The organism is Streptomyces anthophorae (assembly GCF_049310305.1).
Taxonomy (GTDB): domain Bacteria; phylum Actinomycetota; class Actinomycetes; order Streptomycetales; family Streptomycetaceae; genus Streptomyces.
In genome coordinates this window covers 6,727,072-6,752,332 of the sequence record NZ_JBLWQQ010000001.1, presented here as the reverse complement: position 1 = coordinate 6,752,332, position 25,261 = coordinate 6,727,072, and the positions used below count along the sequence as shown (strand labels likewise).

General features: G+C 71.1%; 27 protein-coding genes. 15 read left to right on the top strand and 12 right to left on the bottom strand.

Features of this window, described 5'->3' with window-relative positions:
- Positions 1–64 precede the first annotated feature (64 nt).
- From ACNYS0_RS30620 to ACNYS0_RS30595, 6 genes are all read left to right on the top strand, one after another.
- A complete protein-coding gene (locus ACNYS0_RS30620; protein ID WP_422478107.1) occupies positions 65–910 on the top strand; it encodes an NAD-dependent epimerase/dehydratase family protein in 846 nt (281 codons plus the stop codon).
- 303 nt (positions 911–1,213) lie between these two features.
- Positions 1,214–1,975 (top strand): DeoR/GlpR family DNA-binding transcription regulator, encoded by a 762-nt coding sequence (locus ACNYS0_RS30615; protein ID WP_422406596.1) that lies wholly within the window; start codon positions 1,214–1,216, stop codon positions 1,973–1,975.
- Positions 1,976–2,080: 105 nt separating this feature from the next.
- Positions 2,081–3,454 carry an ABC transporter substrate-binding protein gene (locus tag ACNYS0_RS30610; RefSeq protein ID WP_422478105.1) on the top strand — a complete coding sequence of 458 codons (1,374 nt, stop codon included), beginning with the start codon at positions 2,081–2,083 and terminating at the stop codon, positions 3,452–3,454.
- Positions 3,451–4,386: a carbohydrate ABC transporter permease gene (locus ACNYS0_RS30605; protein WP_422478103.1), complete on the top strand. Its 936-nt coding sequence runs from the start codon at positions 3,451–3,453 to the stop codon at positions 4,384–4,386. The genes ACNYS0_RS30610 and ACNYS0_RS30605 overlap by 4 nt, the downstream gene beginning before the upstream one ends.
- Positions 4,386–5,219 carry a carbohydrate ABC transporter permease gene (locus tag ACNYS0_RS30600; protein WP_422478101.1) on the top strand — a complete coding sequence of 278 codons (834 nt, stop codon included), beginning with the start codon at positions 4,386–4,388 and terminating at the stop codon, positions 5,217–5,219. The genes ACNYS0_RS30605 and ACNYS0_RS30600 overlap by 1 nt, the downstream gene beginning before the upstream one ends.
- Before the next feature lie 49 nt (positions 5,220–5,268).
- The gene (locus ACNYS0_RS30595; protein WP_422478099.1) at positions 5,269–6,258 is read left to right on the top strand and encodes a zinc-dependent alcohol dehydrogenase family protein; all 990 of its coding nucleotides are present in this window, start codon (positions 5,269–5,271) and stop codon (positions 6,256–6,258) included.
- A 68-nt stretch (positions 6,259–6,326) separates the two neighbouring features.
- Here ACNYS0_RS30595 and ACNYS0_RS30590 read toward each other — a convergent pair whose 3' ends face one another.
- Entirely contained in the window at positions 6,327–7,277 is a 951-nt protein-coding gene (locus ACNYS0_RS30590; protein ID WP_422478097.1) for a PRC and DUF2382 domain-containing protein, read from the bottom strand.
- 241 nt (positions 7,278–7,518) lie between these two features.
- Positions 7,519–8,763 carry a TerD family protein gene (locus tag ACNYS0_RS30585; RefSeq protein WP_422482816.1) on the bottom strand — a complete coding sequence of 415 codons (1,245 nt, stop codon included), beginning with the start codon at positions 8,761–8,763 and terminating at the stop codon, positions 7,519–7,521.
- Between the two features lie 158 nt (positions 8,764–8,921).
- On the opposite strand from ACNYS0_RS30585, the gene ACNYS0_RS30580 reads away from it, so the two are divergent.
- A complete protein-coding gene (locus tag ACNYS0_RS30580; RefSeq protein WP_422482815.1) occupies positions 8,922–10,415 on the top strand; it encodes an amino acid permease in 1,494 nt (497 codons plus the stop codon).
- Between the two features lie 12 nt (positions 10,416–10,427).
- Here the strand turns inward: ACNYS0_RS30580 and ACNYS0_RS30575 are convergent, their stop codons facing one another.
- Positions 10,428–11,867 carry an alkaline phosphatase PhoX gene (locus ACNYS0_RS30575; protein WP_422478095.1) on the bottom strand — a complete coding sequence of 480 codons (1,440 nt, stop codon included), beginning with the start codon at positions 11,865–11,867 and terminating at the stop codon, positions 10,428–10,430.
- A 116-nt stretch (positions 11,868–11,983) separates the two neighbouring features.
- On the opposite strand from ACNYS0_RS30575, the gene ACNYS0_RS30570 reads away from it, so the two are divergent.
- The 4 genes from ACNYS0_RS30570 to ACNYS0_RS30555 all read left to right on the top strand — a co-directional run bounded on the left by ACNYS0_RS30570 (position 11,984) and on the right by ACNYS0_RS30555 (position 14,834).
- Positions 11,984–12,748, top strand: coding sequence for an SDR family NAD(P)-dependent oxidoreductase (locus ACNYS0_RS30570; protein WP_422478093.1), 765 nt, complete (start codon positions 11,984–11,986; stop codon positions 12,746–12,748).
- A gap of 174 nt (positions 12,749–12,922) precedes the next feature.
- Positions 12,923–13,162, top strand: a complete 240-nt coding sequence (locus ACNYS0_RS30565) for a hypothetical protein (protein WP_422478091.1) — start codon at positions 12,923–12,925, stop codon at positions 13,160–13,162.
- A gap of 50 nt (positions 13,163–13,212) precedes the next feature.
- Entirely contained in the window at positions 13,213–14,367 is a 1,155-nt protein-coding gene (locus ACNYS0_RS30560; protein ID WP_422478089.1) for a chymotrypsin family serine protease, read from the top strand.
- Between the two features lie 20 nt (positions 14,368–14,387).
- Positions 14,388–14,834 carry a hypothetical protein gene (locus tag ACNYS0_RS30555; RefSeq protein WP_385766068.1) on the top strand — a complete coding sequence of 149 codons (447 nt, stop codon included), beginning with the start codon at positions 14,388–14,390 and terminating at the stop codon, positions 14,832–14,834.
- A gap of 120 nt (positions 14,835–14,954) precedes the next feature.
- On the opposite strand, the gene ACNYS0_RS30550 is transcribed toward ACNYS0_RS30555, so the two are convergent.
- The gene (locus ACNYS0_RS30550; RefSeq protein ID WP_422478087.1) at positions 14,955–16,394 is read right to left on the bottom strand and encodes a hypothetical protein; all 1,440 of its coding nucleotides are present in this window, start codon (positions 16,392–16,394) and stop codon (positions 14,955–14,957) included.
- A gap of 291 nt (positions 16,395–16,685) precedes the next feature.
- Between ACNYS0_RS30550 and ACNYS0_RS30545 the strand changes: the two genes are divergently transcribed.
- On the top strand, positions 16,686–18,524 hold the full coding sequence (locus tag ACNYS0_RS30545; protein WP_422478085.1) for an endonuclease/exonuclease/phosphatase family protein: 1,839 nt from the start codon (positions 16,686–16,688) through the stop codon (positions 18,522–18,524).
- A gap of 19 nt (positions 18,525–18,543) precedes the next feature.
- Here the strand turns inward: ACNYS0_RS30545 and ACNYS0_RS30540 are convergent, their stop codons facing one another.
- The 4 genes from ACNYS0_RS30540 to ACNYS0_RS30525 all read right to left on the bottom strand — a co-directional run bounded on the left by ACNYS0_RS30540 (position 18,544) and on the right by ACNYS0_RS30525 (position 20,512).
- The gene (locus tag ACNYS0_RS30540; protein WP_422478083.1) at positions 18,544–19,296 is read right to left on the bottom strand and encodes an SRPBCC family protein; all 753 of its coding nucleotides are present in this window, start codon (positions 19,294–19,296) and stop codon (positions 18,544–18,546) included.
- A gap of 63 nt (positions 19,297–19,359) precedes the next feature.
- A complete protein-coding gene (locus ACNYS0_RS30535; protein WP_422478081.1) occupies positions 19,360–20,064 on the bottom strand; it encodes a hypothetical protein in 705 nt (234 codons plus the stop codon).
- Positions 20,061–20,216, bottom strand: coding sequence for a hypothetical protein (locus ACNYS0_RS30530; protein ID WP_422478079.1), 156 nt, complete (start codon positions 20,214–20,216; stop codon positions 20,061–20,063). Before ACNYS0_RS30530 ends, ACNYS0_RS30535 begins: the two co-directional genes overlap by 4 nt.
- The gene (locus ACNYS0_RS30525; protein WP_422478077.1) at positions 20,213–20,512 is read right to left on the bottom strand and encodes a hypothetical protein; all 300 of its coding nucleotides are present in this window, start codon (positions 20,510–20,512) and stop codon (positions 20,213–20,215) included. The genes ACNYS0_RS30530 and ACNYS0_RS30525 overlap by 4 nt, the downstream gene beginning before the upstream one ends.
- Before the next feature lie 212 nt (positions 20,513–20,724).
- On the opposite strand from ACNYS0_RS30525, the gene dapA reads away from it, so the two are divergent.
- Positions 20,725–21,612: a 4-hydroxy-tetrahydrodipicolinate synthase gene (gene dapA, locus ACNYS0_RS30520; RefSeq protein WP_422478075.1), complete on the top strand. Its 888-nt coding sequence runs from the start codon at positions 20,725–20,727 to the stop codon at positions 21,610–21,612.
- On the opposite strand, the gene ACNYS0_RS30515 is transcribed toward dapA, so the two are convergent.
- Complete coding sequence (locus ACNYS0_RS30515; RefSeq protein ID WP_422478073.1) at positions 21,599–21,925, bottom strand: hypothetical protein; 327 nt, start codon at positions 21,923–21,925, stop codon at positions 21,599–21,601. The two genes, dapA and ACNYS0_RS30515, sit on opposite strands and share 14 nt — an antisense overlap.
- Between ACNYS0_RS30515 and ACNYS0_RS30510 the strand changes: the two genes are divergently transcribed.
- Entirely contained in the window at positions 21,918–22,601 is a 684-nt protein-coding gene (locus tag ACNYS0_RS30510) for an SMI1/KNR4 family protein (RefSeq protein ID WP_422478071.1), read from the top strand. The two genes, ACNYS0_RS30515 and ACNYS0_RS30510, sit on opposite strands and share 8 nt — an antisense overlap.
- Before the next feature lie 44 nt (positions 22,602–22,645).
- On the top strand, positions 22,646–22,954 hold the full coding sequence (locus ACNYS0_RS30505; protein WP_422478069.1) for an SCO4225 family membrane protein: 309 nt from the start codon (positions 22,646–22,648) through the stop codon (positions 22,952–22,954).
- Between the two features lie 73 nt (positions 22,955–23,027).
- Here ACNYS0_RS30505 and dapD read toward each other — a convergent pair whose 3' ends face one another.
- From dapD to ACNYS0_RS30490, 3 genes are all read right to left on the bottom strand, one after another.
- A complete protein-coding gene (gene dapD, locus ACNYS0_RS30500) occupies positions 23,028–24,017 on the bottom strand; it encodes a 2,3,4,5-tetrahydropyridine-2,6-dicarboxylate N-succinyltransferase (RefSeq protein WP_422478067.1) in 990 nt (329 codons plus the stop codon).
- A 79-nt stretch (positions 24,018–24,096) separates the two neighbouring features.
- The gene (locus ACNYS0_RS30495) at positions 24,097–24,636 is read right to left on the bottom strand and encodes a TetR/AcrR family transcriptional regulator (RefSeq protein ID WP_422478065.1); all 540 of its coding nucleotides are present in this window, start codon (positions 24,634–24,636) and stop codon (positions 24,097–24,099) included.
- Complete coding sequence (locus tag ACNYS0_RS30490; RefSeq protein WP_422478063.1) at positions 24,636–24,956, bottom strand: DMT family transporter; 321 nt, start codon at positions 24,954–24,956, stop codon at positions 24,636–24,638. The genes ACNYS0_RS30495 and ACNYS0_RS30490 overlap by 1 nt, the downstream gene beginning before the upstream one ends.
- Positions 24,957–25,261: the final 305 nt, after the last annotated feature.

Sequence of the window (25,261 nt, the reverse complement as noted above, 5' to 3'; positions counted from 1 at the left end):
CTTCATAGCGTTGACCCCGTATCCATGAATGTGAATGCCGCTCACGCAACCGGAGATCACACGCATGCCAGTCCCCTCCCGTTCCCGCACCATCCTGCTCACCGGCGCGGCCGGCGGACTCGGCACCCTGATGCGGGAGCTGCTGCCCCAGTACGGCTACGAGCTGCGCCTGCTCGACGTGCGCCCGATCGAGGACGCGCCCGACGCGATCGTCGCCGATCTGGGCGACACGGACGCCCTGCGCGAGGCGGTGCGCGGCGTCGACGGCGTGCTGCACCTCGCCGGGATCTCCCTCGAGTCGACCTTCGAGAAGCTCCTCGACTCCAACATCAAGGGCACGTACCACCTGTACGAGGCCGTACGCGAGGAGGCCGCGTCCCGCGCCGACGGCATCGCGCCCCGCGTCGTCTTCGCCTCCTCCAACCACGCGATCGGCTACACGCCGCGCCCGCGCGTGGAGGACGGCGCACCGCTGGTCCCGGTCGAGACGCCGCGCCGCCCCGACACGTACTACGGCCTGTCGAAGTCGTTCGGCGAGGACCTCGCCCAGTTCTACTGGGACCGGCACGGCATCGAGACCGTCTCCGTGCGCATCGGCTCCTGCTTCAAGGAGCCCACGGACGTCCGCATGATGTCGGTGTGGATGAGCCCCGCGGACGGCGCCCGGCTCTTCCACGCGGCGCTGACCGCCGAGAAGGTCGGCCACACCGTCGTCTACGGCTCGTCCGCCAACACCCGCGTCTGGTGGGACCTCTCCAGCGCCCGCGCCCTCGGCTACGAGCCGCGGGACGACTCGGAGGTGTACGCGGAGAAGCTGCTGGCCGAGTACGGCCCGCTCAGCGACGACAACCCCGCGCACCGGTACATGGGCGGCCGCTTCGTCAACGACCCGCCGATCTGGCCCCACTGAGCACGGCCTCGGCCCTGCTGGGCACCGCGTTTCCGAGCGGGCCGGGCACGGCACTTTCGGGCGGGCGGGCATCGAACGGGCCCGCCCGTCGCCCTGTTCGGGCATCCGTCCCGCCCGAACCCACACGATCCCCCGCTCCCCCGCAGGTCCGCGCCGCACCGCGCACCCCGCGAAACGGGCAGGAACGGGCGGCATCGGGCCCGCTCCAGGCCTGTTCACCTCGGCGTACCCCCGGTACAACTTCCGGTGCGGGCCCTTCCGGGCCCGAACGGGCAGTGACAGGCACGGAGGAGGCCGGCGGGCATGAGCGCCGAGGAACGACAGCGGGAGATCGTGCGGGCGGCGCGGCACTCCGGGTCCGTCGACGTCACCGAGCTCGCGAACGCGCTCGGTGTCGCCAAGGAGACCGTGCGCCGCGATCTGCGGGCCCTTGAGGACCACGGCCTGGTGCGGCGCACGCACGGCGGGGCGTATCCGGTGGAGAGCGCCGGGTTCGAGACGACGCTGGCGTTCCGTACGACGATGCACGTGCCGGAGAAGCGGCGGATCGCCTCGGCCGCCGCGGAGCTGCTCGGCGACGCCGAGACGGTCTTCGTCGACGAGGGCTTCACACCGCAGCTGATCGCCGAGGCGCTGCCGCGCGAGCGGCCGCTGACGGTCGTCACCGCCTCCCTCGCCACCGCGGGCGCGCTCGCCGAGAACGACAACACGACCGTGATCCTGCTCGGCGGCCGGGTCCGGGCGGGCACGCTCGCGACCGTGGACCACTGGACGTCGAAGATGCTCGCCGGCTTCGTCGTCGACCTCGCCTTCATCGGCGCCAACGGCATCTCCCGCGACCACGGCCTGACCACCCCCGACCCGGCCGTCAGCGAGGTGAAGTCGCAGGCCATCCGGGCGGCGCGGCGCACCGTCTTCGCGGGCGTGCACACCAAGTTCGGCGCGGTCAGCTTCTGCCGCTTCGCCCCGGTGGGCGCCCTTGAGGCGATCGTCACCAGCACCCAGCTGCCCGCGTCCGAGGCCCATCGCTACTCGCTGATGGGGCCGCAGGTCATCCGCGTCTGATCCGCCCACGCACCACTCCCCGGCACGCGGGCGGGTTCCGCACACCCGTCGACGTACCGCTTCATCCAGGTAAATCCCCTTCATCCCTTACGTCCAGGAGCATCGATGCGAACCCAGAGCCGACGCCGGCCACCGGGCCCCCTGCTCGCGATGGCCGCCGCAGGGACGCTGCTCACCCCCCTCCTGTCCGGCTGTTGGGCCGGCGCCGGCGGGCTCGGCAGCGGCGGTGACTCCCTCAACGTCCTGATGGTCAACAACCCGCAGATGGTCGAGTTGCAGAAGCTCACCGCGAAGCACTTCACGCGGGAGACCGGCATCAAGGTCAACTTCACGGTGCTGCCGGAGAACGACGTCCGCGACAAGATCAGCCAGGACTTCGCCAACCAGGCGGGTCAGTACGACGTCGCGACGCTCTCCAACTACGAGATCCCGATCTACGCCCGCAACGGCTGGCTCCGCCCGCTCGGCCCCTACGTCGGCAAGGACAAGGCCTTCGACCAGAAGGACATCCTCGCCCCCATGCGCGAGTCGCTCACCGGCGACGACGGAAAGCTCTACGGCCAACCGTTCTACGGCGAGTCGTCCTTCCTCATGTACCGCAAGGACGTCTTCGCCAAGAAGGGCCTGAAGATGCCCGAGCACCCGACCTGGCAGCAGGTCGCGGACCTGTCGGCGAAGGTGGACGGCGCCGAGAAGGGCATGAAGGGCATCTGTCTGCGCGGGCTGCCCGGCTGGGGCGAGTCCATGGCACCGCTGACCACCGTGGTGAACACCTTCGGCGGCACCTGGTTCGACAAGGACTGGAAGGCCCGCCTCGACGACAAGGGCTTCAAGGACGCGACCAAGTTCTACGTCGATCTCGTCCGCAAGCACGGAGAGTCCGGCGCCGCCCAGTCCGGCTTCGCCGAGTGCCTCAACAACCTCACCCAGGGCAAGACCGCCATGTGGTACGACGCGACCTCCGCGGCGGGCTCCCTCGAAGCGTCCAAGTCCCCGGTCAAGGGCAAGATCGGCTACGTCTCCGCGCCCGTCGAGAGGACGAAGTCGAGCGGCTGGCTCTACACCTGGGCCTGGGGCCTGCAAAAGGCCTCCCCCAACCCGGACAAGGCCTGGAAGTTCATCTCCTGGGCCTCCGGCAAGGAGTACGAGAAGCTCGTCGGCGAGAAGTTCGGCTGGGCCAATGTGCCGGCAGGCAAGCGCGCCTCCACGTACGACATCCCGCAGTACCGCGAGGAGGCCGCCCCGTTCCAGGCGCAGACGCAGGCCGCCATCGAGAACGCGCGGCCCGGCGACCCGGGCGTGCAGCCGCGGCCCGCGCCCGGCATCCAGTTCGTCGGCATCCCCGAGTTCACCGACCTCGGCACCAAGGTCTCGCAGGAGATCAGCGCGGCCGTCGCCGGACGCCAGTCGGTCGACACGGCGCTCGCCAAGTCCCAGAAGCTCGCCGCCGAGATCGCGAAGGAGTACGAGGGCCGATGACCACGACCACCGCTCCGGCGCCCCCTGCCACCCGCGCGCCGGTCACCCCGAACACCCCCGGCAGACTGCGCGCCTGGGCGACCCGCGCGCCACTGCTGCCCGCCCTGGTCTTCATGATCGTGGTCACCCAGCTCCCCTTCGTGGCCACGCTCGTCATCTCGTTCTTCGACTGGAACGCGCTGTACCCGGACGCCCGGCACTTCACAGGACTCGGCAACTACTCCGAGGTCCTCACCGACCCGGACCTGCGCAAGTCGGTCCTGACCACGATCGTCCTGACGGTGTCGGTGGTCGTGGCGAGCCTGGTCATCGGCCTCGCCCTTGCGCTGCTGCTCGACCGGCGCTTCAAGGGCCGCGGCCTCGTCCGTACGCTGCTGATCGCGCCGTTCCTCGTCGTGCCGGTGGCCGCGGCACTGCTGTGGAAGCACGTCCTCTACAACCCCGAATACGGGCTGCTCAACGGCCTGTTGCACTACGTGGGCGGACCCCAGCCCGACTGGATCTCGAACACCCCGCTGCTCGCGGTGGAGCTCTCGCTCGTCTGGCAGTGGACCCCGTTCATGATGCTGATCCTGCTCGCGGGCCTCCAGTCGCGCTCCGCCGAACAGATCGAGGCCGCCCGCGTGGACGGCGCGGGAGCCTGGCAGATCTTCCGCCATCTCACGCTGCCGCACCTGCGCAGGTACCTGGAGCTCGGCGCGCTGCTCGGCTCGATCTACATCGTGCAGAACTTCGACGCCGTCTTCACCATCACGTCCGGCGGCCTCGGCACCGCCAACCTGCCGTACACCGTCTACCAGTCCTTCTACCAGGCCCACGAGAACGGCCTCGCCTCGGCGGCCGGTGTCCTGGTCGTCATCGGCTCGATCATCATCGCGACGTTCGCCCTGCGCGTCGTGTCGTCCCTGTTCCGCGAGGAGGTGTCACGCTGATGACGTTCCCAACGTTCCTGCGCAGCAAGGGACTCGGGCTGCTCGCGTGGCTGGCCGGCATCGTCTTCTTCCTGCCGATCGCCTGGATGGCGCTGACGTCCTTCCACTCGGAGGCGGACGCCGCCACCAACCCGCCCTCCTTCGCCGCCGCGCTCACCCTCGACGGCTACCGCGACTTCTTCGGCGCGGACGGCGGCGCGAGCCCCTGGCCCGCGCTCATCAACTCGACGGTGGCCTCGCTCGTCGCGACGCTGTTCGTCCTTGTACTCGCGCTTCCGGCGGCGTACGCGCTGTCGATCCGCCGGGTCCGCAAGTGGACCGACGTCCTGTTCTTCTTCCTCTCCACGAAGATGCTGCCGGTGGTGGCGGGGCTGCTGCCGATCTACCTCTTCGCGAAGAACACCGGCTTCCTCGACAACATCTGGCTGCTCGTCATCCTCTACACGTCGATGAACCTGCCGATCGCGGTGTGGATGATGCAGTCGTTCCTGGCGGAGGTGCCGGTGGCGGTGATCGAGGCGGCGCAGATCGACGGGGCACGCCTGCCGACGGTCCTGACGCGGGTGGTGGCCCCGATCGCCCTGCCGGGGATCGCCGCGACCGCTCTCATCTGCTTCATCTTCAGCTGGAACGAACTCCTCTTCGCCCGGGTGCTGACCGGCGTCGTCGCCCAGACCGCACCCGTCTTCCTGACCGGATTCATCACGAGCCAGGGCCTGTTCCTGGCGAAGGTGTGCGCCGCGTCCCTCGTGATCTCCCTGCCGGTGCTCGCGGCAGGGTTCGCCGCCCAGGACAAGCTCGTCCAGGGCCTGTCCCTCGGCGCGGTGAAGTGAACCGAACGAGCAGCTGTCACAACTCCCGTACGTGCTTTGGAGGTTGTCCATGAAGGCCGCGATCGTCGAATCGGTGGGCAAGGTCGTCGTCGGCGAGGTGCCGGACCCGACACCAGGTCCCCGCGACGTGATCGTCGAGGTCGCGGCCTGCGGGCTCTGCGGCACCGATCTGCACATCCTCCAGGGCGAGTTCGCCCCCACACTGCCGGTGGTGCCGGGCCACGAGTTCGCGGGCACGATTGCCGAAGTGGGCTCCCAGGTAACGGAGTTGAGGGTCGGCGACCGGGTGGCGGTCGACCCCTCGCTGCACTGTCACGAATGCCGCTACTGCCGGGCCGGGCGGGGCAATCTGTGCGAGCGGTGGGCGGCGATCGGGGTGTCGACGGCGGGCGGGGCCGCCCAGTACGCGGTCGCGCCGGTCGCCAACTGCGTCCCGCTCCCCGACCACGTACAGACACAGGACGCGGCGCTCATCGAGCCGCTGTCCTGCGCGGTGCGCGGCTACGACGTCCTCCAGTCGCGGCTCGGCTCGCACGTGCTGATCTACGGCTCGGGCACGATGGGCCTGATGATGCTGGAGCTGGCCAAGAAGACGGGCGCGGCGAGCGTCGACGTGGTGGACCTCAACCCGGACCGCCTGGCGACGGCCCAGCACCTCGGCGTCTCGGCCTCCGCCGCGAACCCCGACGAGCTCGACCGCCCCACGGGCTGGGACGTCGTCATCGACGCGACGGGCAACGCGGCGGCGATCCAGGACGGCCTCGGCCGCGTCGCCAAGGCGGGCACGTTCCTCCAGTTCGGTGTCGCGGACTACGCGACGCGCGTGGAGATCGACCCGTACCGCATCTACAACCAGGAGATCACCATCACCGGCTCGATGGCGGTCCTGCACAGCTACGAGCGGGCGGCTGAGCTCTTCGCGGGCGGCGTCCTCGACCCGTCCGTCTTCATCAGCGACCGCCTCCCGCTCGACAAGTACCCGCAGGCGCTCGACCAGTTCGCGTCGGGCGTGGGCCGGAAGATCGTGGTGGTGCCCTGACGCGCCCCGGGCGCACGGCAGTGCGGGCCCGCGCCTTCCGGCCGGGCCCGCACTGCCGTCCGCCGCGGTCAGTGCCGCGGGCCGCGACGGCCCCGGCCCTCGCCGGGCATGCCGTCGTCCTTCGGACTGTCGAACTCGATCTTCTCCTTGCGGACGGTGTCGGAGACCTCCTTCGTCTCCGTGACCTTCTCGGTCTCGAGCCGGACCCGCTCGACCGGGACGGTCTCCTTGCGGACGACCGCGCGCTCCGCGTGCAGCGTCACCTCGGTCTCCGCCTCGCCGATCGTGCCCTTCTGGCCGTCGCCCTCACGGATCGGCTCGCGCACGACGCGAACCTCCTCGTGGGAGATGGGCACCGACGTGGTGACGTTCTCCGTCTCCACCGTCTTGCGCAGGTGCGCGTGGCCGACCTCCTGCTCCTCGACGCCCACCCGCAGGCGCTCCTCGGAGCGGATCATCTCGTCGGCCTTGCCGTCGCCGCCGGGCCCGGAGCGCATCGCCGGCTCGCGTGCGGCGGCACCCGCGTGCCGTCCGGCGTCCGAGCGCGCACCGGCTCCGGCGCCCGCTCCGGCACCGGCGCCCATGGCACCGGCCGCGCCCGCCGCACCGGCCGTGCCCGCGGTGCCCGCCGTGCCCATCCGGCCCGTGTCGGCCTGGCCCGGTCGCTGGGGCTGCGTGCCGGCCGCGCCCGCCGCCGAGGGGCGGGTCATGCCGTAGTGCCGGTACAGCTCGTTCTTCTCGTCCTCGTCGAGGTGCTGGTCGGCGTCCACCCGCGGCGCGTCCTTGACCGCTTCCTTGGTGTACCGCACGTTGAGCCGGTCGCTGTCGTGCGTGGCCCCCATCAGCGGCACGAAGGTCTCCTTCATGCCGAAGAGGCCCGTCTTGACCGTCACCCAGTCGGCGTTGCCGGTCCTGTCATCGAGGTAGACCCGCTCGACGCTGCCGATCTTCTCCCCGGTGCGGTCATAGGCGGTGAGCCCCACAAGGGCATCGGGGTTGTTGATCTCGCTCTGCGTCATGCGTGATCACTCCCTTCGGGACATGGAGGCGGCTGGTGGCCGCCGCTTGGGCCATGTGCCTCAGGTCCATCCCGCGCCGGACCTGGGGAGTTCGCAACAAGGAGCTTCACTCGGCGTAGCCGTAAGGCCTGGTGGACGCGCCTTCGCGGCCCCACGGAGGGCCGCGGGGCACGGCCCGGCCGAATACGCCGAGTGCCGCCATCCGGGTGAACGGTTGCCGTTCACAACAGTCCGCGCGCCCCTACAGTGCCTTCGCCGCCGGCTTCACCATGCCGCGCACCGTCCGTGACTTCACGAACTCGCCCATCGCCGTCATCTCCCACTCGCCGGAGAACTGCTTGATGAGCTTCGCCATCATCACGCCCGTCTGCGCCTCCGCGTTGGTGAGGTCGAAGCGGACCAGCTCCTCGCCCGTCGCCGCGTCCATGAGGCGGCAGTACGCCTTGGCGACCTCGGTGAACTTCTGGCCCGTGAACGAGTTCACCGTGAAGACCAGGCCCGTGACCTCCTGGGGGATGCGGCCCAGGTCCACGACGATCACCTCGTCGTCGCCCGCGCCCTCGCCCGTGAGGTTGTCGCCGGAGTGCTTGATCGCGCCGCCCACGATCGAGAGCTTGCCGAAGTAGCAGCTGTCGACGTGGTTGCGCTGCGGCCCGTACGCGATGACCGACGCATCGAGGTCGATGTCCTTGCCGCGGTAGGCGGGCTCCCAGCCGAGGCCCATCTTGACCTGCGAGAGCAGCGGCTTGCCGCCCTTGACCAGGGACACCGTCTGGTTCTTCTGGAGGGAGACGCGGCCCTTGTCGAGGTTGATCTTGCCGGAGCCGGGCGCCGGGGCGGGCGCGGCAGCGGCGGCGGGCGCGGGCGCGGCGGCGACCGGCGGGGGCGGGGCCATCCGCGGGTCGACCGGAGGCGTCGTCGGCGCGGGCATCGGGGCCGGCGGCGCGGGCGGCGCCTGCGGGGCGGGGGCAGGCGCCGCGGCCGGGGCGGCCGGCTCCTCCACCGACACACCGAAGTCCGTGGCGATACCCGCAAGCCCGTTCGCATACCCCTGGCCCACCGCGCGCGCCTTCCACGCGCCGTTCCTCAGGTACACCTCCATGACCACCAGCGCCGTCTCCGCGCCGAGCTGCGGCGGCGTGAACGTGGCGAGGACCGAGCCGTCGTCCGCGCTGCGGATCGTGGCCGTCGGCTCCACGCCCTGGAACGACTGGCCCTCGGCGTCCGGGCTCGCGGTGACGACGATCTTCTCGATGCCCGGCGGCACCGCGGCCGTGTCCACCGTGATGGAGTCCGGCGAGGTGCCGCCGCCCGACGTGTACGTCACGCCGGGCCCCGAGGGCTGGTTGTAGAAGATGAAGTCGTCGTCCGAGCGCACCTTGCCGTCGGCGGTGAGCAGCAGGCCCGATACGTCGAGCCGCACGGGCGCCGTGACGTCAACCGCCACGCGCTGCGCAGTGAGCGGGATGTTCGAGCCGGGAGTCATTGCGGTCATGCCTGGGGTAACGAGCGACTCCGCTTTACCGTTCCCTTACCCGGGACTTTTGCGGGGCACTTTTGCGGGGGACTTTTCGCGCCCCCGCATGCCTGCGGCGCGTAGCTGCGACGCCAGGCATTTAATTTGCGAGAGTGCCCGTCGTGAACATGCACAAAGGGCACCAAACCGGACCGGCCGGGGAAGACCCCCACCTCGACGACCCGATCACCGCCGAGGGGGTCACCGACGCCGGTGACCTCGGGTACGCCAAGAGTCTTCAGCCCCGCCACATCAGCATGATCGCGATCGGTGGGGCGATCGGCACGGGGCTCTTCCTCGGCGCCGGCGGCAACCTCGCCAAGGCGGGACCCGCCCTCGCGTTCGCCTATGCGATCTGCGGCGTGTTCGCCTTCTTCGTGGTGCGGGCCCTGGGTGAACTGGTCGTGCACCGGCCCTCCTCCGGCTCCTTCGTGAGCTACGCGCGCGAGTTCCTCGGCGAGCGGGGCGCGTTCGTGGCCGGCTGGATGTACGTACTGAACTGGTCCTCGGCCGGGATGGCCGACATCACCGCCGTCGCCCTGTACGTGCACTACTGGTCGATGTTCACGACGATCCCGCAGTGGGTGCTGGCCGCGGTCGCCCTCGCGATCGTGCTGACCATCAACCTGATCTCGGTGAAGAGCTTCGGTGAGATGGAGTTCTGGTTCGCCATCGTGAAGGTCGCGGCCCTGGTTCTCTTCCTGCTGATCGGGATCTTCTTCCTGGTGACGGGCAAGCCCGTCGACGGGAATGCCGACCCGGGCATCTCGCTCATCAGTGACAACGGCGGCTTCTTCCCGCTGGGCGTGCTGCCCGTCGTCCTCATCACGCAGACCGTGGTCTTCGCCTACGCGGCGGTCGAGATGGTCGGTGTGACGGCCGGCGAGACCGCGGAGCCGGAGAAGGTCGTGCCGAAGGCCGTGAACTCGATCATGTGGCGTGTCGGCATCTTCTACGTCGGCTCGGTCGTGATGCTGACGCTGCTGCTGCCCTGGACGGCCTACTCGGCGGGCGAGAGCCCCTTCGTGACGGTGCTGTCGAAGATCGGGGTGCCGGCGGCAGGCGGCATCATGAACCTGGTGGTGCTGACCGCCGCGATGTCCTCGCTCAACTCCGGGCTCTACACCACGGGCCGCATCCTGCGCTCGATGTCGATGGCGGGCTCGGCCCCCTCGTTCACGGCCCGGATGAGCGGCAGCCACGTCCCGTACGGCGGGATCATGCTGACGGCGACGGTGGCGCTGTTCGGGGTCGCGCTCAACGCCTGGCTGCCGGAGGACGCGTTCGCCATCGTCACGAACGTCTCCTCGCTCGGCGTCATCTCCACCTGGGTGATGATCATGCTCTGTCACCTGGTGTTCGTGCGGCGCGCGCGAGAAGGCGTCGTGCACCGGCCCGCGTTCCGGCTGTGGGCCTCGCCGTGGATCGAGCTGACGACGATCGCGTTCCTGCTCGCCGTGATCGTGATGATGTGGTTCGACAAGGACGGCGCGGGCCGGAACACGGTGCTGATGCTGATCCCGATCGCGGTGTGCCTGACGATCGGCTGGTACGCGGTGCGGGGGCGGGTCCACCGGATCGCCTCGGAACGCGAGGCGCCGCCGGTGGACCCGCTCGAGTGAGCCCTCGGGCCCTCAGCCCTGGCGCTTCCAGGGGCCCTTGATGGCCAGCATGATGCCGGGCGTCTGGATGTTGGCGTAGAGCGTGGAGCCGTCGGGCGAGAAGGTCACGCCCGTCATCTCGCTGTACTCCGGCTCCGCCTCGGTACCGATGTTGAGGTCGTTGCGCGCGATCGGGTACGTACGGCCCTGCTCGGTCGCCCCGAACAGGTGCTGGATGCCCTCGCCGTCCTCGGAGATGACCAGACCGCCGTACGGGGAGACGGTGATGTTGTCCGGGCCGTCGAGGGCCCCGTCCTTCGACGGGTCCGGGTTCACGCCGAGCAGCACCTTCAGGGTGAGGGTGCGGCGCTTGGGGTCGTAGAACCAGACCTGGCCGTCGTGCGCGACGGGGCTCTCCTCGCGGGCGAACGAGGAGACGACGTAGGCGCCGCCGTCGCCCCACCACATGCCCTCCAGCTTGCGGGCACGGGTGATCTCGCCGTCCTTGAACTGCTTGCGCGTCGACACCGACTTGGCGTCGCGGTCGGGGACGTCGACCCAGTCGACGCCGTACGTCGTGCCGATCTTCGTGGCGCGCGACAGGTCGTCGACGAAGCGGCCGCCGGAGTCGAAGCACCGGGTCGCCTGGAGCACGCCCGCGTCGTCGGCCAGCGTGCGCAGCTTGCCGCGGCCGTGCTCGAAGCCCTTCGGCGGAACCCAGCGGTAGAGCAGTCCGTTGGGGCCCGAGGCGTCCTCGGTGAGGTAGGCGTGGCCGCGCTTGGGGTCGATGACGACGGCCTCGTGCGCGTAGCGGCCGAACGCCTTGATGGGCTTCGGGGACCGGTTGGCACGGCGGTCGGCGGGGTCGACCTCGAAGACGTAGCCGTGGTCCTTGGTGAAGCCCTTGGAACCGGCCTTGTCCTCGGTCTCCTCGCAGGTCAGCCAGGTGTTCCACGGGGTGTGGCCGCCCGCGCAGTTGGTGGCGGTGCCGGCGATGCCGACCCACTCGGCGACCTCTCCGCCGCGGCGCACCTCGACGACCGTGCAGCCGCCGGCCGCCATCGGGTCGTAGACGAGGCCCTCCGTCAGCGGCACCGGGTGCGGCCAGTCGGCGCGGGCGCCCGCCAGCTCGTGGTTGTTGACGAGCAGCGTGGCGCCTCGCGGACCCGCGAAGGTGGCGGTGCCGTCGTGGTTGGAGGGCGTGAACTCGCCGGACTCCAGCTTGGTCTTCCCGCAGTACGTGATGATCGTGTACGAGAAGCCCTCGGGCAGCGCGAGGATGCCGTCGGGGTCGTCGACCAGCGGGCCGTAGCCGATGCCCTTGTCCCTGCCCTTGAGGACGTCGACGGAGGCGTCGTCGGTGGCCGCGAGGGCGTTCGGTGCGGTGGCCAGGGAGCCGACGGACCCGGCGAGTGCGATGCCGGCGCCGGTGGCCGCGGATCGTCTGGTGAAGTCCCTGCGAGTGAGCGACATGCTGGCTGTCTCCCGTGATGATCGATGAGAGTGAACGGGCCCTGTTTTCGGCCATACGTTCTCGCTCGCGTATAAACGGCGGTTGAACACCGTCCAACGCCGAGGGGCCCGCTTACATGACTTCCGTGAACCTGGAACCGTCCGACCGCCGCGTCCTCGTGTCGGGGGCCTCGCGCGGCCTGGGCCGGGCGCTGGCCCGTGCCTTCGCGGCGAACGGCGACCGGGTGGCGGTGCACTACGGCTCGCGGGAGGACGAGGCGCGGGCCACGCTCGACTCGCTCGACGGCGCGGGGCACGTCCTCGTCGGCGGCGACATCTCCACGCCCGACGGCGCGGCAGACGTCGTCGAGCGCGCCGCCGACGGCCTCGGCGGCCTCGACGTCCTGGTCAACAACGCCGCCGTGAACACCCCGCATCCGCCTGCCACCACCCCGTACGAGGAGTGGGTGCGGCAGTGGCAGAGCCACGTCTCCGTGAACCTGCTCGGCACCGCGCACCTCAGCCACCTCGCCGCGCAGCGCATGATCGGGCAGGGCACGGCGGGCCGGATCGTCAACATCGGCTCGCGCGGCGCCTTCAAGGGCGAGCCGGACCACCCGGCGTACGGGGCGACGAAGGCGGCCGTGCACGCGCTCGGCCAGTCCCTCGCGGTGGCGCTCGCGCCGCACGGGATCGGGGTGGCATCGGTCGCGCCCGGCTTCATCGAGACGGAGCGGGTGGCGCACCGGCTGACCGACGAGGTGCGGGCGCAGAGCCCGTTCGGCCGGGTGGCCTCGGCCGAGGAGATCGCCGAGGCCGTCCTGTGGCTCGCCTCGCCGGCCGCGCAGTGGTCCTCCGGCACCGTCCTCGACCTGAACGGCGCCTCGTACCTGCGTACATGACACGGCAAGGGCCCGCGGCCCCCTCCACGGGCCCTGCGCAATCTTCGTAAAGAAGGTCAACAGGCGCATCTCACCCCCAGACCCATGATTTCGCGCGGACCTCCTTGACCGGCCTGCCGAGCGGCAATAGACAGACGGCAGCAGACCGTTCGAAGGTCGGAGGGTGGCGAGCCGATGGACGTACGCCAGGCACGCGGCCTCCATGAGAGCCGGCTGATGAGGCTGGCCAATGTCACCGGAGTCGGGACCGGGAAGGACGAGCACTCGGGCGAGGACGTCATCGTCGTCTTCGTGACCCGCAAAGTGCCCCGCGACCGGCTCCGTGCGGAGGACATCGTCCCCGAAGCGCTCGACGGGGTACCGGTGCGTGTGCTCGCGATCGGTGACGTGCACGCCCAGAACGACGAGTCGTGAGGGGTCCCCCGCACTTCAGCGGCAAGTCAGGGGAATAGAGGTGGTCTGGCGTGCGCCAGCCCGAATTGATGCGCGGACCGGCCGGCGGGCAGCTCAGCGACAGCTCCCGGCAGCAAGCGACCAGCGACTTCCTGCGGCGCGAGGCGCCCCTTGCCAATGTGGTCGGCTTCGGCCACGGCGTGAAATGGTCGAACGGCGAGCCGACGGGCGAGGAGGCCGTCCTCGTCTTCGTGACCCAGAAGGTGCCCGAATCACTGCTCCCCGAACGGGATGTGATTCCGCGTCAGATGGACGACGGCACCCCGACCGACATCGTGGCCGTCGGCCACATCTCCGCCCAGCGCCGGCAGAGCCGCCCCTCGGGGGCCCGCTCCGAAGAGGTCACGTACGGCCCCGACGGCGGCATCTCCCAGCAGCTGTCCGGCGTCGGCCAGCCGCTCCTCGAGGAGCTCGGCGGGCTCGGCGCGTTCGAGCCGCAGCAACTCGTACGCCGGATGCGCCCGTGCCCCTCCGGCTTCTCCGTGGGCAATGTGTCCATCACCGCGGGCACCCTCGGCAGCGTCGTCTACGACTTCCTGCCGGGCGCCACGGTGGACCCGCCGGGCCCGGGGCTCGGCACCCCGGCGAAGTTCTACATCCTCTCCAACAACCACGTCCTCGCCGACTCCAACCGGGCCCAGCTGGGCAGCGCCATCGTGCAGCCCGGCCGGTTCGACGGCGGCACGGACCCCGCGGACCGCATCGCCACGCTGTCCCGCTTCATCACCATCCAGTTCGCCCCGCAGACGCCGCTCGACCGGCAGAACAACGTGGTCGACTGCGCGCTCGCCGAGGTCCAGTTCCAGGACGCCACGCGCGAGCAGTACTTCAGCGGGGCGCCGCGCGCCTGGCGCCGCAAGGCGAACGTCGCGGTCGGCGACCTGGTGAAGAAGACGGGCCGGACGACGAACGTGTCCTTCGGCCGGATCGTCGCGGTCGACGCCACGATCGACGTCAACTACGGCACGGCGGGCACGGCCCGGTTCAAGGACCAGATCCTCACCACGAACATGTCCGCGGGCGGCGACTCCGGCTCGCTCGTGACGTCCTACGACAACGTGGCGGTCGGCCTGCTGTTCGCCGGCTCTTCGACGGTCACGGTCGAGAACCACATCGAGAACGTACGCGCGCTGCTGCGCGTCGAAGTCTCCGAGCAGTTGGCATAGGAGGAGGTGACGGAGACGCCATGACCACTCAGGCACGCAAGGGCAAGGGCCAGACCCGCTCGGAACACCGCTTCCACAACCCGCAGGGCGCGGAGGTCAAGACCCGCGACGAGGCGTTCGCCGCGCAGCGCGAGGTGTCCGCGGAGGCGCTGACGGTCGACTGCAAGCTGGAGCTGAACAACGGCTCGGTCACCTTCGCCATCACCGCGAAGATCAACCCGAACACGCACCCCTTCGTGGTGACCGGCGGCCAGATCACGTCGGGCATCTGCGGTGCCCCGTGGGACATCACCGGTGGCTTCATCGGTGACACCATCCGCCTGGACGCGAAGCGCGCGGGCCAGGGTTCGTGCGCCTCCACGATCACGGTGGTCGGCGAATTCCAGAACCCGCCGTCGTACCGCGGCACGTACGGCTTCGACGGCGCGTCCTCGTCGTTCAAGCACACGACGCGGTATCTCTGCTGAGCGCGCAACGCCCGGCCGCCGCGTACAAGCGGCGGCCGGGCGTATTTCCGGCCCCTGCGGCGATTGAGCAGCGGGGTCCGGGGCAGAGCCCCGAGACCGCAACCCCGCCGCAGCGCACCATCACCCCCCGTTGGCGGACCGCGCCTTGAACGCCGCCTTCCGCGCCTCCTTGGCCACCTTCTTGTCGGGATGCAAGCGCCCCATCGCCTCCAGCACATCGGCGGTAGCCGGGTGCTCCACCCGCCACGCCGCCGAGAAGAACCCGCTGTGCTGCGCCGCGAGCCCCTCCACCAGCGCCTGAAGCTCCTCCGAGTTCCCCTCGATGGACAGCTGCGCCGCGATCGTGTCGACGGTCAGCCAGAACACCAGGTCCTGCGAGGGCGCCGGCACGTCCGCGAACCCGTGCTCGGCCAGCCACACCCGGGCGAGCCCGCCCAGCTCCGCGTCGTCGAGCACCTCGCGCAGCGCCGGCTCGGCCTCCGCGCCGACCAGCGACAGCGCCTGCTGGCACCGCAGTCGCCGCAGCGGCGCCCACTCGTCGGCGCCGCGCGCCGCGGCCAGCAACTCCCGCGCCGCGGCCAGCGGTTCGCGCCGCGCGAGCCACTGCTCGATCTCGACCTGCGCCGCGGCCTGCGGGAACGTGGCCGTACCGTCGAGCAGCGCGTCGGCGCCCTTGTCGGCGAGGTCGCCGACGGCCGGGGCGTCCAGGCCCGCGTCGAGCATCCGCGCCCGCACGCCGTACAGGCCGAGGGGCGTGAGCCGCACCATCCCGTAGCGGGAGACGTCGGAGTCGTCGACGGGCCCGGCGACCGGCTCGTCGGCGTCGGCCATCAGCGCCTCGTCGACCGGCTGGAACTCCACCAGGCCGATCGGGTCGAGCAGCCGGAACTGGTCGTCGAGCCGCATCATCGCGTCCGAGACCTGCTCCAGGACGTCGTCGGTGGGCTCGCCCATGTCGTCGGGCACGATCATCGACGCGGCGAGCGCGGGCAGCGGCACGGCCTCCTCGCCGGCGCCGCCCTCGCTGACCGTCAGCAGATACAGATTGCCGAGCACGCCCTCCAGGAACTCGGACTCCGCCTCGGGGTCCCAGTCGAGCTGCGAGAAGTCGATCTCGCCGCCCTCCTCCATGGCGCCGACCAGGTCGTCGAGGTCGGGCACGCTCGCGTCGGCGAGCACGGTGTCGAGCGCGCCCAGCCACACCGTGAGCACGTCGGCGGGGCCGCCGGAGGTGAGCGTACCGAGCTCCTCACCGACCGTGACGGTGCCCTCCTCCTCGTCCACGACCTCCACGAGGCCCGTGTCGACGGCGATGCGCCAGGCCTCGCTCGCGTACGCGGCGCCGTCGGCCTCGTCGACGGAACCGGTCAGCCCGAGCTCGGCCGCGGCGGCGGGCAGCTGCTCCTCGACGAGCTCACCGCCCGCACCGACCCGGGTCTCGGGGCCTGCCCAGCGGGCGAGCTTCACCGCGCGGGACAGGAGGGGGGTGGCAAGGGCGTCCCGCGCCAGCTCCGCTTCGGCGGGCAGCCGCACCGGCGGCAGGGGGGAGCTGTCTGACATCGGCTGGTTCTCCTCGGGGCGGTGCATGAGGCGTACGTAGGTTTGCGACCGCCCAGCCTAGACGGATTTACACCGGTGCTGCCCGGTTCATGTACCGGTCGGCTCCCCCTCATGCCCCCGACATCCGCGAAACCTTGACAACTCGCGGGCGCAGGACGGAAATTGACGCGCGTAGAAGTACACGGGGGCGCACGGGGTCCACGGCACGCGCCGCCCGGCTCCCGTGGCTCCAGGTCCCGCTCCGCCACCACGTCCCGGCACCCGCCGGCCGCACGTCTTTCGGAGGATCCGTTGTCCCGTCCGACGCCCCACCCGTTCTCCCGGTCGCGCCTCGCCGCGCTGGCCGTCGCCTGCGCGGCGGTGTCCGGCACCCTCGCCACGATCCCGGCCGACGCGGCCGCCGCCGACGTCGCGATCCACGACATCCAGGGCACCACCCGCACGTCCCCGCTCGCCGGACAGCAGGTCACCGGCGTGACGGGGGTGGTGACGGGCGTCAGAACGTACGGCTCGTCCCGCGGCTTCTGGTTCCAGGACACCAGTCCCGACGCCGACCCGGCCACCAGCGAGGGCGTCTTCGTCTTCACGAGTTCCACTCCCACGGTGAAGGCGGGCGACGCCGTCACCGTGTCCGCGACGGTCTCCGAGTACGTTCCCGGGGGCGCCTCGTCCGGCAACCAGTCGCTCACCGAGCTGACGAAGCCGACCGTGACCGTGAACTCGTCGGGCAACCCGGTGCCGGTCACCACCATCAGCGCCACGTCGGTCCCCGCCGCGTACGCGCCGCAGGGCGACCCGGCGGCGAACGGCTCGATCAACAAGCTGCCGCTGCGCCCGAGCGCGTACGCCCTCGACTACTACGAGTCCCTGGAGGGCCAGAACGTCCGCGTCGGCTCCTCGCGGGTCGTCACGGCGTCCGACGCGTACGGCGAGCTGTGGGTGACGGTGAAGCCGCACGAGAACCGCACCAAGCGCGGCGGCACCCGGTACGCCTCGTACGAGGACCAGAACGGCGGACGGCTTCAGATCCAGTCGCTGGGCGCGCTCGCGGACTTCCCCGCGGCCGACGTCGGTGACACCCTGACCGGCACCACCGAGGGCCCCCTCGACTTCAACCAGTACGGCGGATACACGCTGGTGGCACGGGAGTTGGGGACCCTGCGGCAGTCCGGCCCGGAGCGCGAGACGACGCGCGCGCAGAAGTCCGGCGAGCTGGCCGTGGCGACGTACAACGTCGAGAACCTCGACCCGTCCGACACCACCTTCGGCGCGCACGCGGCAGCGATCGTCGACCATCTGCGCTCGCCCGACATCGTGTCCCTGGAGGAGATCCAGGACAACAACGGCGCGAAGAACGACGGGACGGTCGCCGCCGACGCGACGATGGGCAAACTGATCGACGCGATAGCCGCCGCGGGCGGGCCGCGCTACGACTGGCGTTCGATCGACCCGGAGAACAACAAGGACGGCGGCGAGCCGGGCGGTAACATCCGCCAGGTCTTCCTGTTCAACCCGGACCGCGTGTCCTTCACCGACCGCCCCGGCGGCGACGCCACCACGCCGGTGGGCGTGACCCGCGAGAACGGCAGGGCGGCGCTCACCGCCTCCCCCGGCCGCGTGGCGCCCGCCGACACGGCCTGGGCGAACAGCCGCAAGCCGCTGGCCGGCGAGTTCACGTTCCGTGGCAAGCAGGTCTTCGTGATCGCCAACCACTTCGCGTCCAAGGGCGGCGACCAGGGCCTGACCTCCCAGTACCAGCCGCCGGCCCGCTCCTCGGAGACGCAGCGGCACGCGCAGGCGACGGTGGTGAACGCCTTCACCAAGGACATCCTGAAGGCGCAGCCGGACGCGGACGTGATCACGCTCGGCGACATCAACGACTTCGAGTTCTCCGGCACGGCGCAGCGCCTGGAGGCAGGCGGCGCGCTCTGGTCGGCGATCAAGTCCCTGCCGAAGCAGGAGCGTTACACGTATGACTACCAGGGCAACAGCCAGGTCCTGGACCAGATCCTGATCAGCCCGTCGATCAGGAAGAAGGACGCGTTCGCGTACGACAGCGTGCACATCAACAGCGAGTTCCACGACCAGATCAGCGATCACGACCCGCAGGTGCTGCGCTTCCGCCCCTAGGGTCTGCCGTTCGGATCCGCTAGTCGAAGATCCTCGCCAGCCAGTCGCCCCACTCGACCTCGTTGCGCGCGGCGTCGGCGTCCGGCGCGAAGTCATGGACGCTGACGCCCACGGGCGCGCCCCAGTGCCCGCGCCCGAAGAAGCGGTACAGGGCGTCGTCGGTGCGCAGGCCGAGGAACTGGGCGTTGCGGTAGTCGAGCACGGTGTCCAGGGTTCGGCCGTCCGGGCCCTGGACGCGGAACCGGGCGCCCTGCGTCGCGTCGGCGGGCAGGTCGAGCGCGCGGGCGACGGCGGTGAGCGCCTCGGGGTTCGCGGAGGCGGGCGGCCCGTCGAGCGTCGCGAAGGCGGCCGGGCGGCCCGCGAAGTGCGTCACGTACTGGCACAGTGTGTGCAGGTAGAAGTCGGTGTGCTTGTCGCAGGCGTCGTACTGCTCGTCCCAGCGGTCGGCGAAGATGCCGCTGTGGACGTAGCGGACCCGGGCGCGGCTGCCGCCGTCGCGCGGCTCGATGGTCCAGTCGAGCTGGTTCAGCGGCTGCCCCGGCGGCAGGGCGTCCGGGTCGTCGGAGCGGACGGTGAGCCGGTGCGGCGGGTCCCACGCGGTCAGCACGGAGCGGAAGGGGCCCTCGCCGCCCTCCTTGGGCTCGTACTCCATGGGCCACAGCCAGCCGCCGGACCCCTTGGTGACCGCGTCCCACACCCGCTGGGGAGCGGCGCCGACCTCGAACTCACGCCGGACCTCGAACGGCTTTCCGCCGTCGGGGGGCCCGCTCATGACCGCCGGATTCGTCGCATGGACTCACGGTCCCACAGGTCGGCCCGCCCCGCCCCCGCGCGGCTACCCGTCCTCTCCCATCGTCCGCCCCAGGCGTGCCAACTGCCCCTGGAACCAGTCGAGTCGGGCCTGGAGCAGGGCCGCCTCCGCCGCCAGTTCGGGCATTTTGGGGGCGGGTCCCGACGGCCCCGCCGCCGGTGCGGCACGCACCCGCAGCCCGTCTCCCGCGAGCCGGGCGAACGCGTCCAGGGTCCAGCGCGGCCTCCCGCCCACGCACCCGGGACACGCCGCCTCAAGGGCCATCCCCCAAGCTCTCGGCTCCGCTCGAGCAGGGGAGACCCCACTGCCCGCGCGCCCCCACCCGGCGTCGGCGAGCACGGTGGCCTCGGCGCCGCACGGGCACGGGCCGACGGTGGCGGTGCGCACCCGCTGGCGCCCGTAGCGGAACCCGCGCTCGAACCGGATGTAGGGCCCGAGGACGGAGACCTCGAGCAGCACCGCCCTGCGGTGCCCGACCTCGGCCAACATCCCTTCCGCCCAACGGCGTTCGTGCACGCAGTGGAATCCGCAGTCGCAGCGCCGGTGCGGCGCGCGGTGGCGCCGCCCGTACACGCAGCGCGCCTCGTCGAGCACCTGGTAGGGCGCGGCTGCACCGAGCGAGACGCCCAGGAATCCGGCGCTCCCCCGGTCCGCGGCGAGCACGGGGTGGGCGATCTTGTAACCGGTGGGCGGCTCCGTCGGGCGCTCCTGCGGGAGCCGCAGCCTCATCGCGCGGCCGGGACCTCGGCGGGCTCCGGGGCGGCCTCGCGCGCGACGGTCTCGGCCGCCAACTCCTCGGCCTTGTCGTCCACTTCGGGCCGCTCGGTGTCCCGCGGCGCTTCCTCGGCGATTCCGGTGGCGAGTGCTTTGCCGAGCCTCATGGTGCCTCCCCTGAGCGGCCTTCGGCGATCCGGTTGCCGGTCACCGGCCTCTCATGGTGGCGCACCCGGCCCGATTTGGCACCAGTGCGTTCGGCGTCCTGCATGAGCAGGGCGTGCTCGTCGGCCACCAGTGCCTCGGCCACGGCCACCGCGCGCTCCCCCGCGAGCCGCAGCCCGGCCTGCGACCAGGGTTCGGGCGCCGGGTGCCGGCGGCGCCACCACACGGCGCACGCCGCGTAGAGCCCGCTCGCACACATCACCGCGGGCGCGGCAAGCGCCATCACCATGTCTCGCACCACACGCACCTCGCGAACGGACCAGCGTCTTCACTGCGGTTCATCGGGTTTCCGCCGCGCCACCTGAAGCGCACATCTCAGCCAAAACGGTCGACGGGCGACGCATTCAAGCCCCGCCGTTCCGCTTCCACTTCGACTCTTCAGCAGTGCTTCGCACCACCTCGTAGCAGAATTAAGTGGAGCTAAGCGGCGCCCGGACCGACACTCCGGTCATGACCGACGCAACCCCACGCCCTGCCCCCTTCAACCGCGCCCTGTGCGCCATGGTCACGCCCTTCACACGGACGGGGGCGCTCGACCTGTCCGCCGCCCAGAAGCTGGCGGACCGGCTCGTCGCGGAGGGCTGCGAGGGCCTCGTCCTGTCCGGCACCACCGGGGAGTCGCCGACCACGACGGACACGGAGAAGGCCGACCTCGTGCGGGCGGTGCGCGAGGCGGTCGACGGCCGCGCCAAGGTCGTCGCCGGCATCGGCACGTACGACACTCGCCACACCGTCGGCCTCGCCCACGAGGCCCAACAGGCGGGCGCCGACGGCCTGTTGGTCGTCACCCCGTACTACAGCCGCCCGCCGCAGGACGCGGTCGAGGCACACTTCCGGGCGATCGCCGACGCCACGGACCTTCCCCTGATGCTGTACGACATCCCGGGCCGCACCGGCACCCGCATCGAGCCGGAGACGATGATCCGGCTCGCGGGCCACCCCCGGATCGTCGCCGTGAAGGACTGTGCGTACGACCTCCTCGGCACCCAACGGGTCATGTCCGAAACGGACTTGGCGTACTACACGGGCTGCGACGAGTACGTCCTGGCGCTGTACGCGCTCGGCGGCGCGGGCTACGTCTCGACGGTCTCGAACGTGGCGCCCGCCGCCTTCCGCGCCATCGTCGACGCGTACGACGCGGGCGACACCGCGGAGGCCGCCCGCCGCCAGCGACTCACCGTCCCCCTCACCCAGTTGATGATGTACGCGGGTCTGCCGGGAACGGTCACCGCGAAGGCGCTCCTCGGTGGCCCGGTCCGCGCACCGCTGCAACCCGCCGGCCAGGAGGCGGCCGACGGGCTGCGGGCGGCGCTCGAGGAGCTGCTCAGCGCGTCGTGAACTGGGGCGACCAGCGCCCCGGATAGTCGGCCGACGCCCTGCGGAAGTCGCTGAGCTGGACGACCTTGTCGCTGCCGATCGTCACCAGCAGCAACTGGTTGCGGAACTCGCCCTTGCCGTCGCACTTCTTGGGGTCGCAGCCCCAGGCGATGAGCCGCTTGTCGTCGGCCCAGGCGAGCAGCTGCTGCGCGGGCAGCCTGTCGACGAGGTCGCCGGTCCGCGCGTCGTTCACGGCGACGGCGATGGTTTTCTTCCCGCCCGCGAAGTCCCTGCCCGGCGAGAATTCTTCCGTGTAGCTTCCCTCGGTGGACAACGGCAGAGAACCGATCGACGAAGCGACGATGCGCCGGCTGATGGAGGTGCAGCGGATCACGGCGGAGCAGCGGCAGGTGCGGTCCGCCTGGGGCCGGGTCGAGAACTGGCTCGGCGAGCACGCCCCCGGCTCCCTCGCGGCGCTGCGGCCGAGCCCGCAGGCGGGCGAGGTCCAGGAGCTGGCCCGGCGCATCGGCGTCCGGCTCTCACCGAGCCTGACCGCGCTCTGGTCACTGCGCCCCGGCGCGTACGAGGAGCTGCCCTGGGCGGCGTTCATGCTCGACGAGATGGCGCTGCTGCCCCTGGACCGGGTCGCCGAGGCGTACGAGTTCCACATGAGCGTGGCCCGCGGCTCCGGCATCGACGAGGCCGAGGAGGGCGCCGTGCCGCACTGGCGGGCGTCCTGGATCCCCTTCTGCGCCCCCGACCGCCATGAGCTGCATCCCCTGCTGTACGTGGACCTGGAGACGGGCCGGGTCTGCTTCTGGTCGAAGTACGGCGACCGTGGCCCCCGCTACGAGTCCGTGACGGACTACCTGGAGGAGATGGCCGACCGCCTGGAGTCGCCGCACCTGCTGGGCGGGCTCGTACCCGGCACGCAGGACATGCGCGTACTCGTCTGGGACAGCCCCGAACCAGGTACGGATACTCATGACGGGGGCCCGGACCCGGCGTGACCATAGAGGGAAGAACGGCACCATCACCCACGGGGAGACGACCGATGAATGCCCGCACCCTGCTGCGCCTGACTGTCACCAATCCCGCGTCGGCGGTCTATCTCGGCCTGGTCGGGGCGACGATGGTGTTCGAAGCCGTCGTCCTGCTGACGTCCCCCGACCCCGGCATGGTCGGCGTCTGGAGCTTCTTCGTGACCGCTCCGACGTCCCTGGTCGCGATCTCGTTCATCCCCGAGGCACCCTTCGGCGTCCTCGTCGCCGCGGTCGCCGTGAGCGCCCTGGTCCAGTCGCTGGCCCTCGGAGTGACCTACGACGGACTGCGCGGCCGCCTCCGACGGGGGCGCCCCGCCTGACGTCCCCCGGAAAACGCACGAGCGCCCTCCCGTGAACCACGGGAGGGCGCTCGGCTGTACCGGCTGACGCAGGTCAGTTGTGGCTGTGCAGCACCTCGTTGAGGCCGCCCCAGACCGCGTTGTTCGGGCGGGCCTCGACCGTGCCCGTCACGGAGTTGCGGCGGAAGAGGATGTTCGAGGCTCCGGAGAGGTCGCGGGCCTTGACGACGTCTCCGTCGGGCATCGTGACGCGGGTGCCCGCCGTCACGTAGAGGCCCGCCTCGACCACGCACTCGTCGCCGAGCGCGATGCCGACGCCCGCCTCGGCGCCGACGAGGCAGCGCTCGCCGATGACGATGCGGACGTTGCCGCCGCCGGAGAGCGTGCCCATCGTGGAGGCGCCGCCACCGATGTCCGAGCCGTCGCCGACGACGACACCGGCGGAGATGCGGCCCTCGACCATCGACGTGCCGAGCGTGCCGGCGTTGAAGTTCACGAAGCCCTCGTGCATGACCGTGGTGCCCTCGGCGAGGTGCGCGCCCAGGCGGACGCGGTCCGCGTCGGCGATGCGCACACCCTTGGGCGCGACGTAGTCCGTCATGCGCGGGAACTTGTCCACGGACGTCACCTGGAGGTGCAGGCCCTCCGCGCGGGCGTTCAGCCGGGCCGTCTCCAGGTTGTCGACGGCGACCGGGCCGAGCGAGGTCCAGGCGACGTTGGCGAGGAAGCCGAACATGCCGTCCAGGTTCTGGCCGTGCGGCTTCACCAGGCGGTGCGAGAGCAGGTGCAAGCGCAGGTACACGTCGTGGGCGTCGAGCGGCTTGTCGTCGAGGGACGCGATGACCGTGCGGACGGCCACGACCTCGACGCCACGGCGGGCGTCGGGACCGATCGCCTTCGCCGCGCCCGCGCCGAGCAGCTCGACGGCCTTCTCGGCGGAGAGCTTCTCGGTCCCGGCCGGACCGGGCTCGGCGACGAGCTCGGGCTTCGGGAACCAGGTGTCGAGCACGATGCCGTCGGACGTAACGGTTGCGAGGCCGGCGGCGACGGCGCCGGTGGAGCGGGGAGCAGTGGTGTCGGTCATGGCCCCAAACCTAATCGGCGCGGGCCCGCGGAGGCTAACCGGTGCCCGCCCCCGTCTCACCAGCCGGGCGCCGCCGCGGTCAGGGGATCAGCCGCGCCAGCATCTCCCGCGTGTACCCGGGGTCGTACTCGCCGCCCGTCAGCAGCACTTGGAGCGAGATCCCGTCCATGAGCGCGACCAGGGCCCGCGCGGTGACGGGGTCGGTGCGCCGGGCGACGACCTCGGCGAGCTCCTCGCACCACTCGGCTGCGACGGGCCGAAGCGACGGCCTGCGCAGCGCGGCCAGGTACAGCTCGTACTCCAGCTCCACGCCGTCGCGGTCCCCGGCCAGCCACTCGCCGAGCACGGCGGCCAGCTCGGCGGGCAGATCGCTGTCCGGGTCCTCGATGGCGTGGTGCCCCGCGAGGACCTTCGCGAAGCCCTCGTTGGCCTGCCGCAGCGCGGCCACCATCAGCTCGTCGAGCGTCTTGAAGTGGTACGTGGTCGAGCCGAGCGGCACGTCGGCCTCACGGGCGACGGAGCGGTGGCTGAGCCCGCCGATGCCCTTCGAGCCGACCACCCGGATCGCGGCGTCGATGATCCGCTGGCGGCGCTCGGGGTCGTAGCGGCGCGTGCCCATCAGTGCGCCCCGCCCAGATTGAGCAGCACGACGCCCCCGATGACGAGGACGATCCCGCCGACCTTGGCGAGCGTCAGGCCCTCCCCCAGGAACAGCATGCCGATCGCGGCGATGACGGCCGTGCCGGTGCCCGCCCAGATCGCGTAGGCGGTGCCGATCTGCACGGTCTTCAGCGTCTGCGCGAGCAGCGCGAACGCGACGATGTAGCCGGCGACGGTGAGCACCGAGGGCCAGAGCCTGCTGAACCCCTCGCTGTACTTCATGGCGGTGGTGGCCCCCACCTCGGCGGCTATGGCGCCGGCCAGCAGCACGTATCCCATGTGTACGAGTGTACACAGTGTTGCGTACACCCGTACACAGCCAGAGCAGCAAGGCGGCCGGCACGCACCCACCGACCCCCGCTCGCGGGCCCGCATCGCCCACCACACGAACCGCCGCTTCGTGTACGCAGCCCCGGCCGGTTCGTAGCCGCAGGAGACGAGCCGGTCGCCCAGGTGCTGGCACACAACACGACCAGCTCGGCTCGCACATCTCGGCGGCGTACGCCTCGCGCAGGAAGCGGCACAGGCCCCGCAATTGGCTCTCCGGAGCAACGCGACCAAGCCCTCGAAGCTCATCCCGCGCC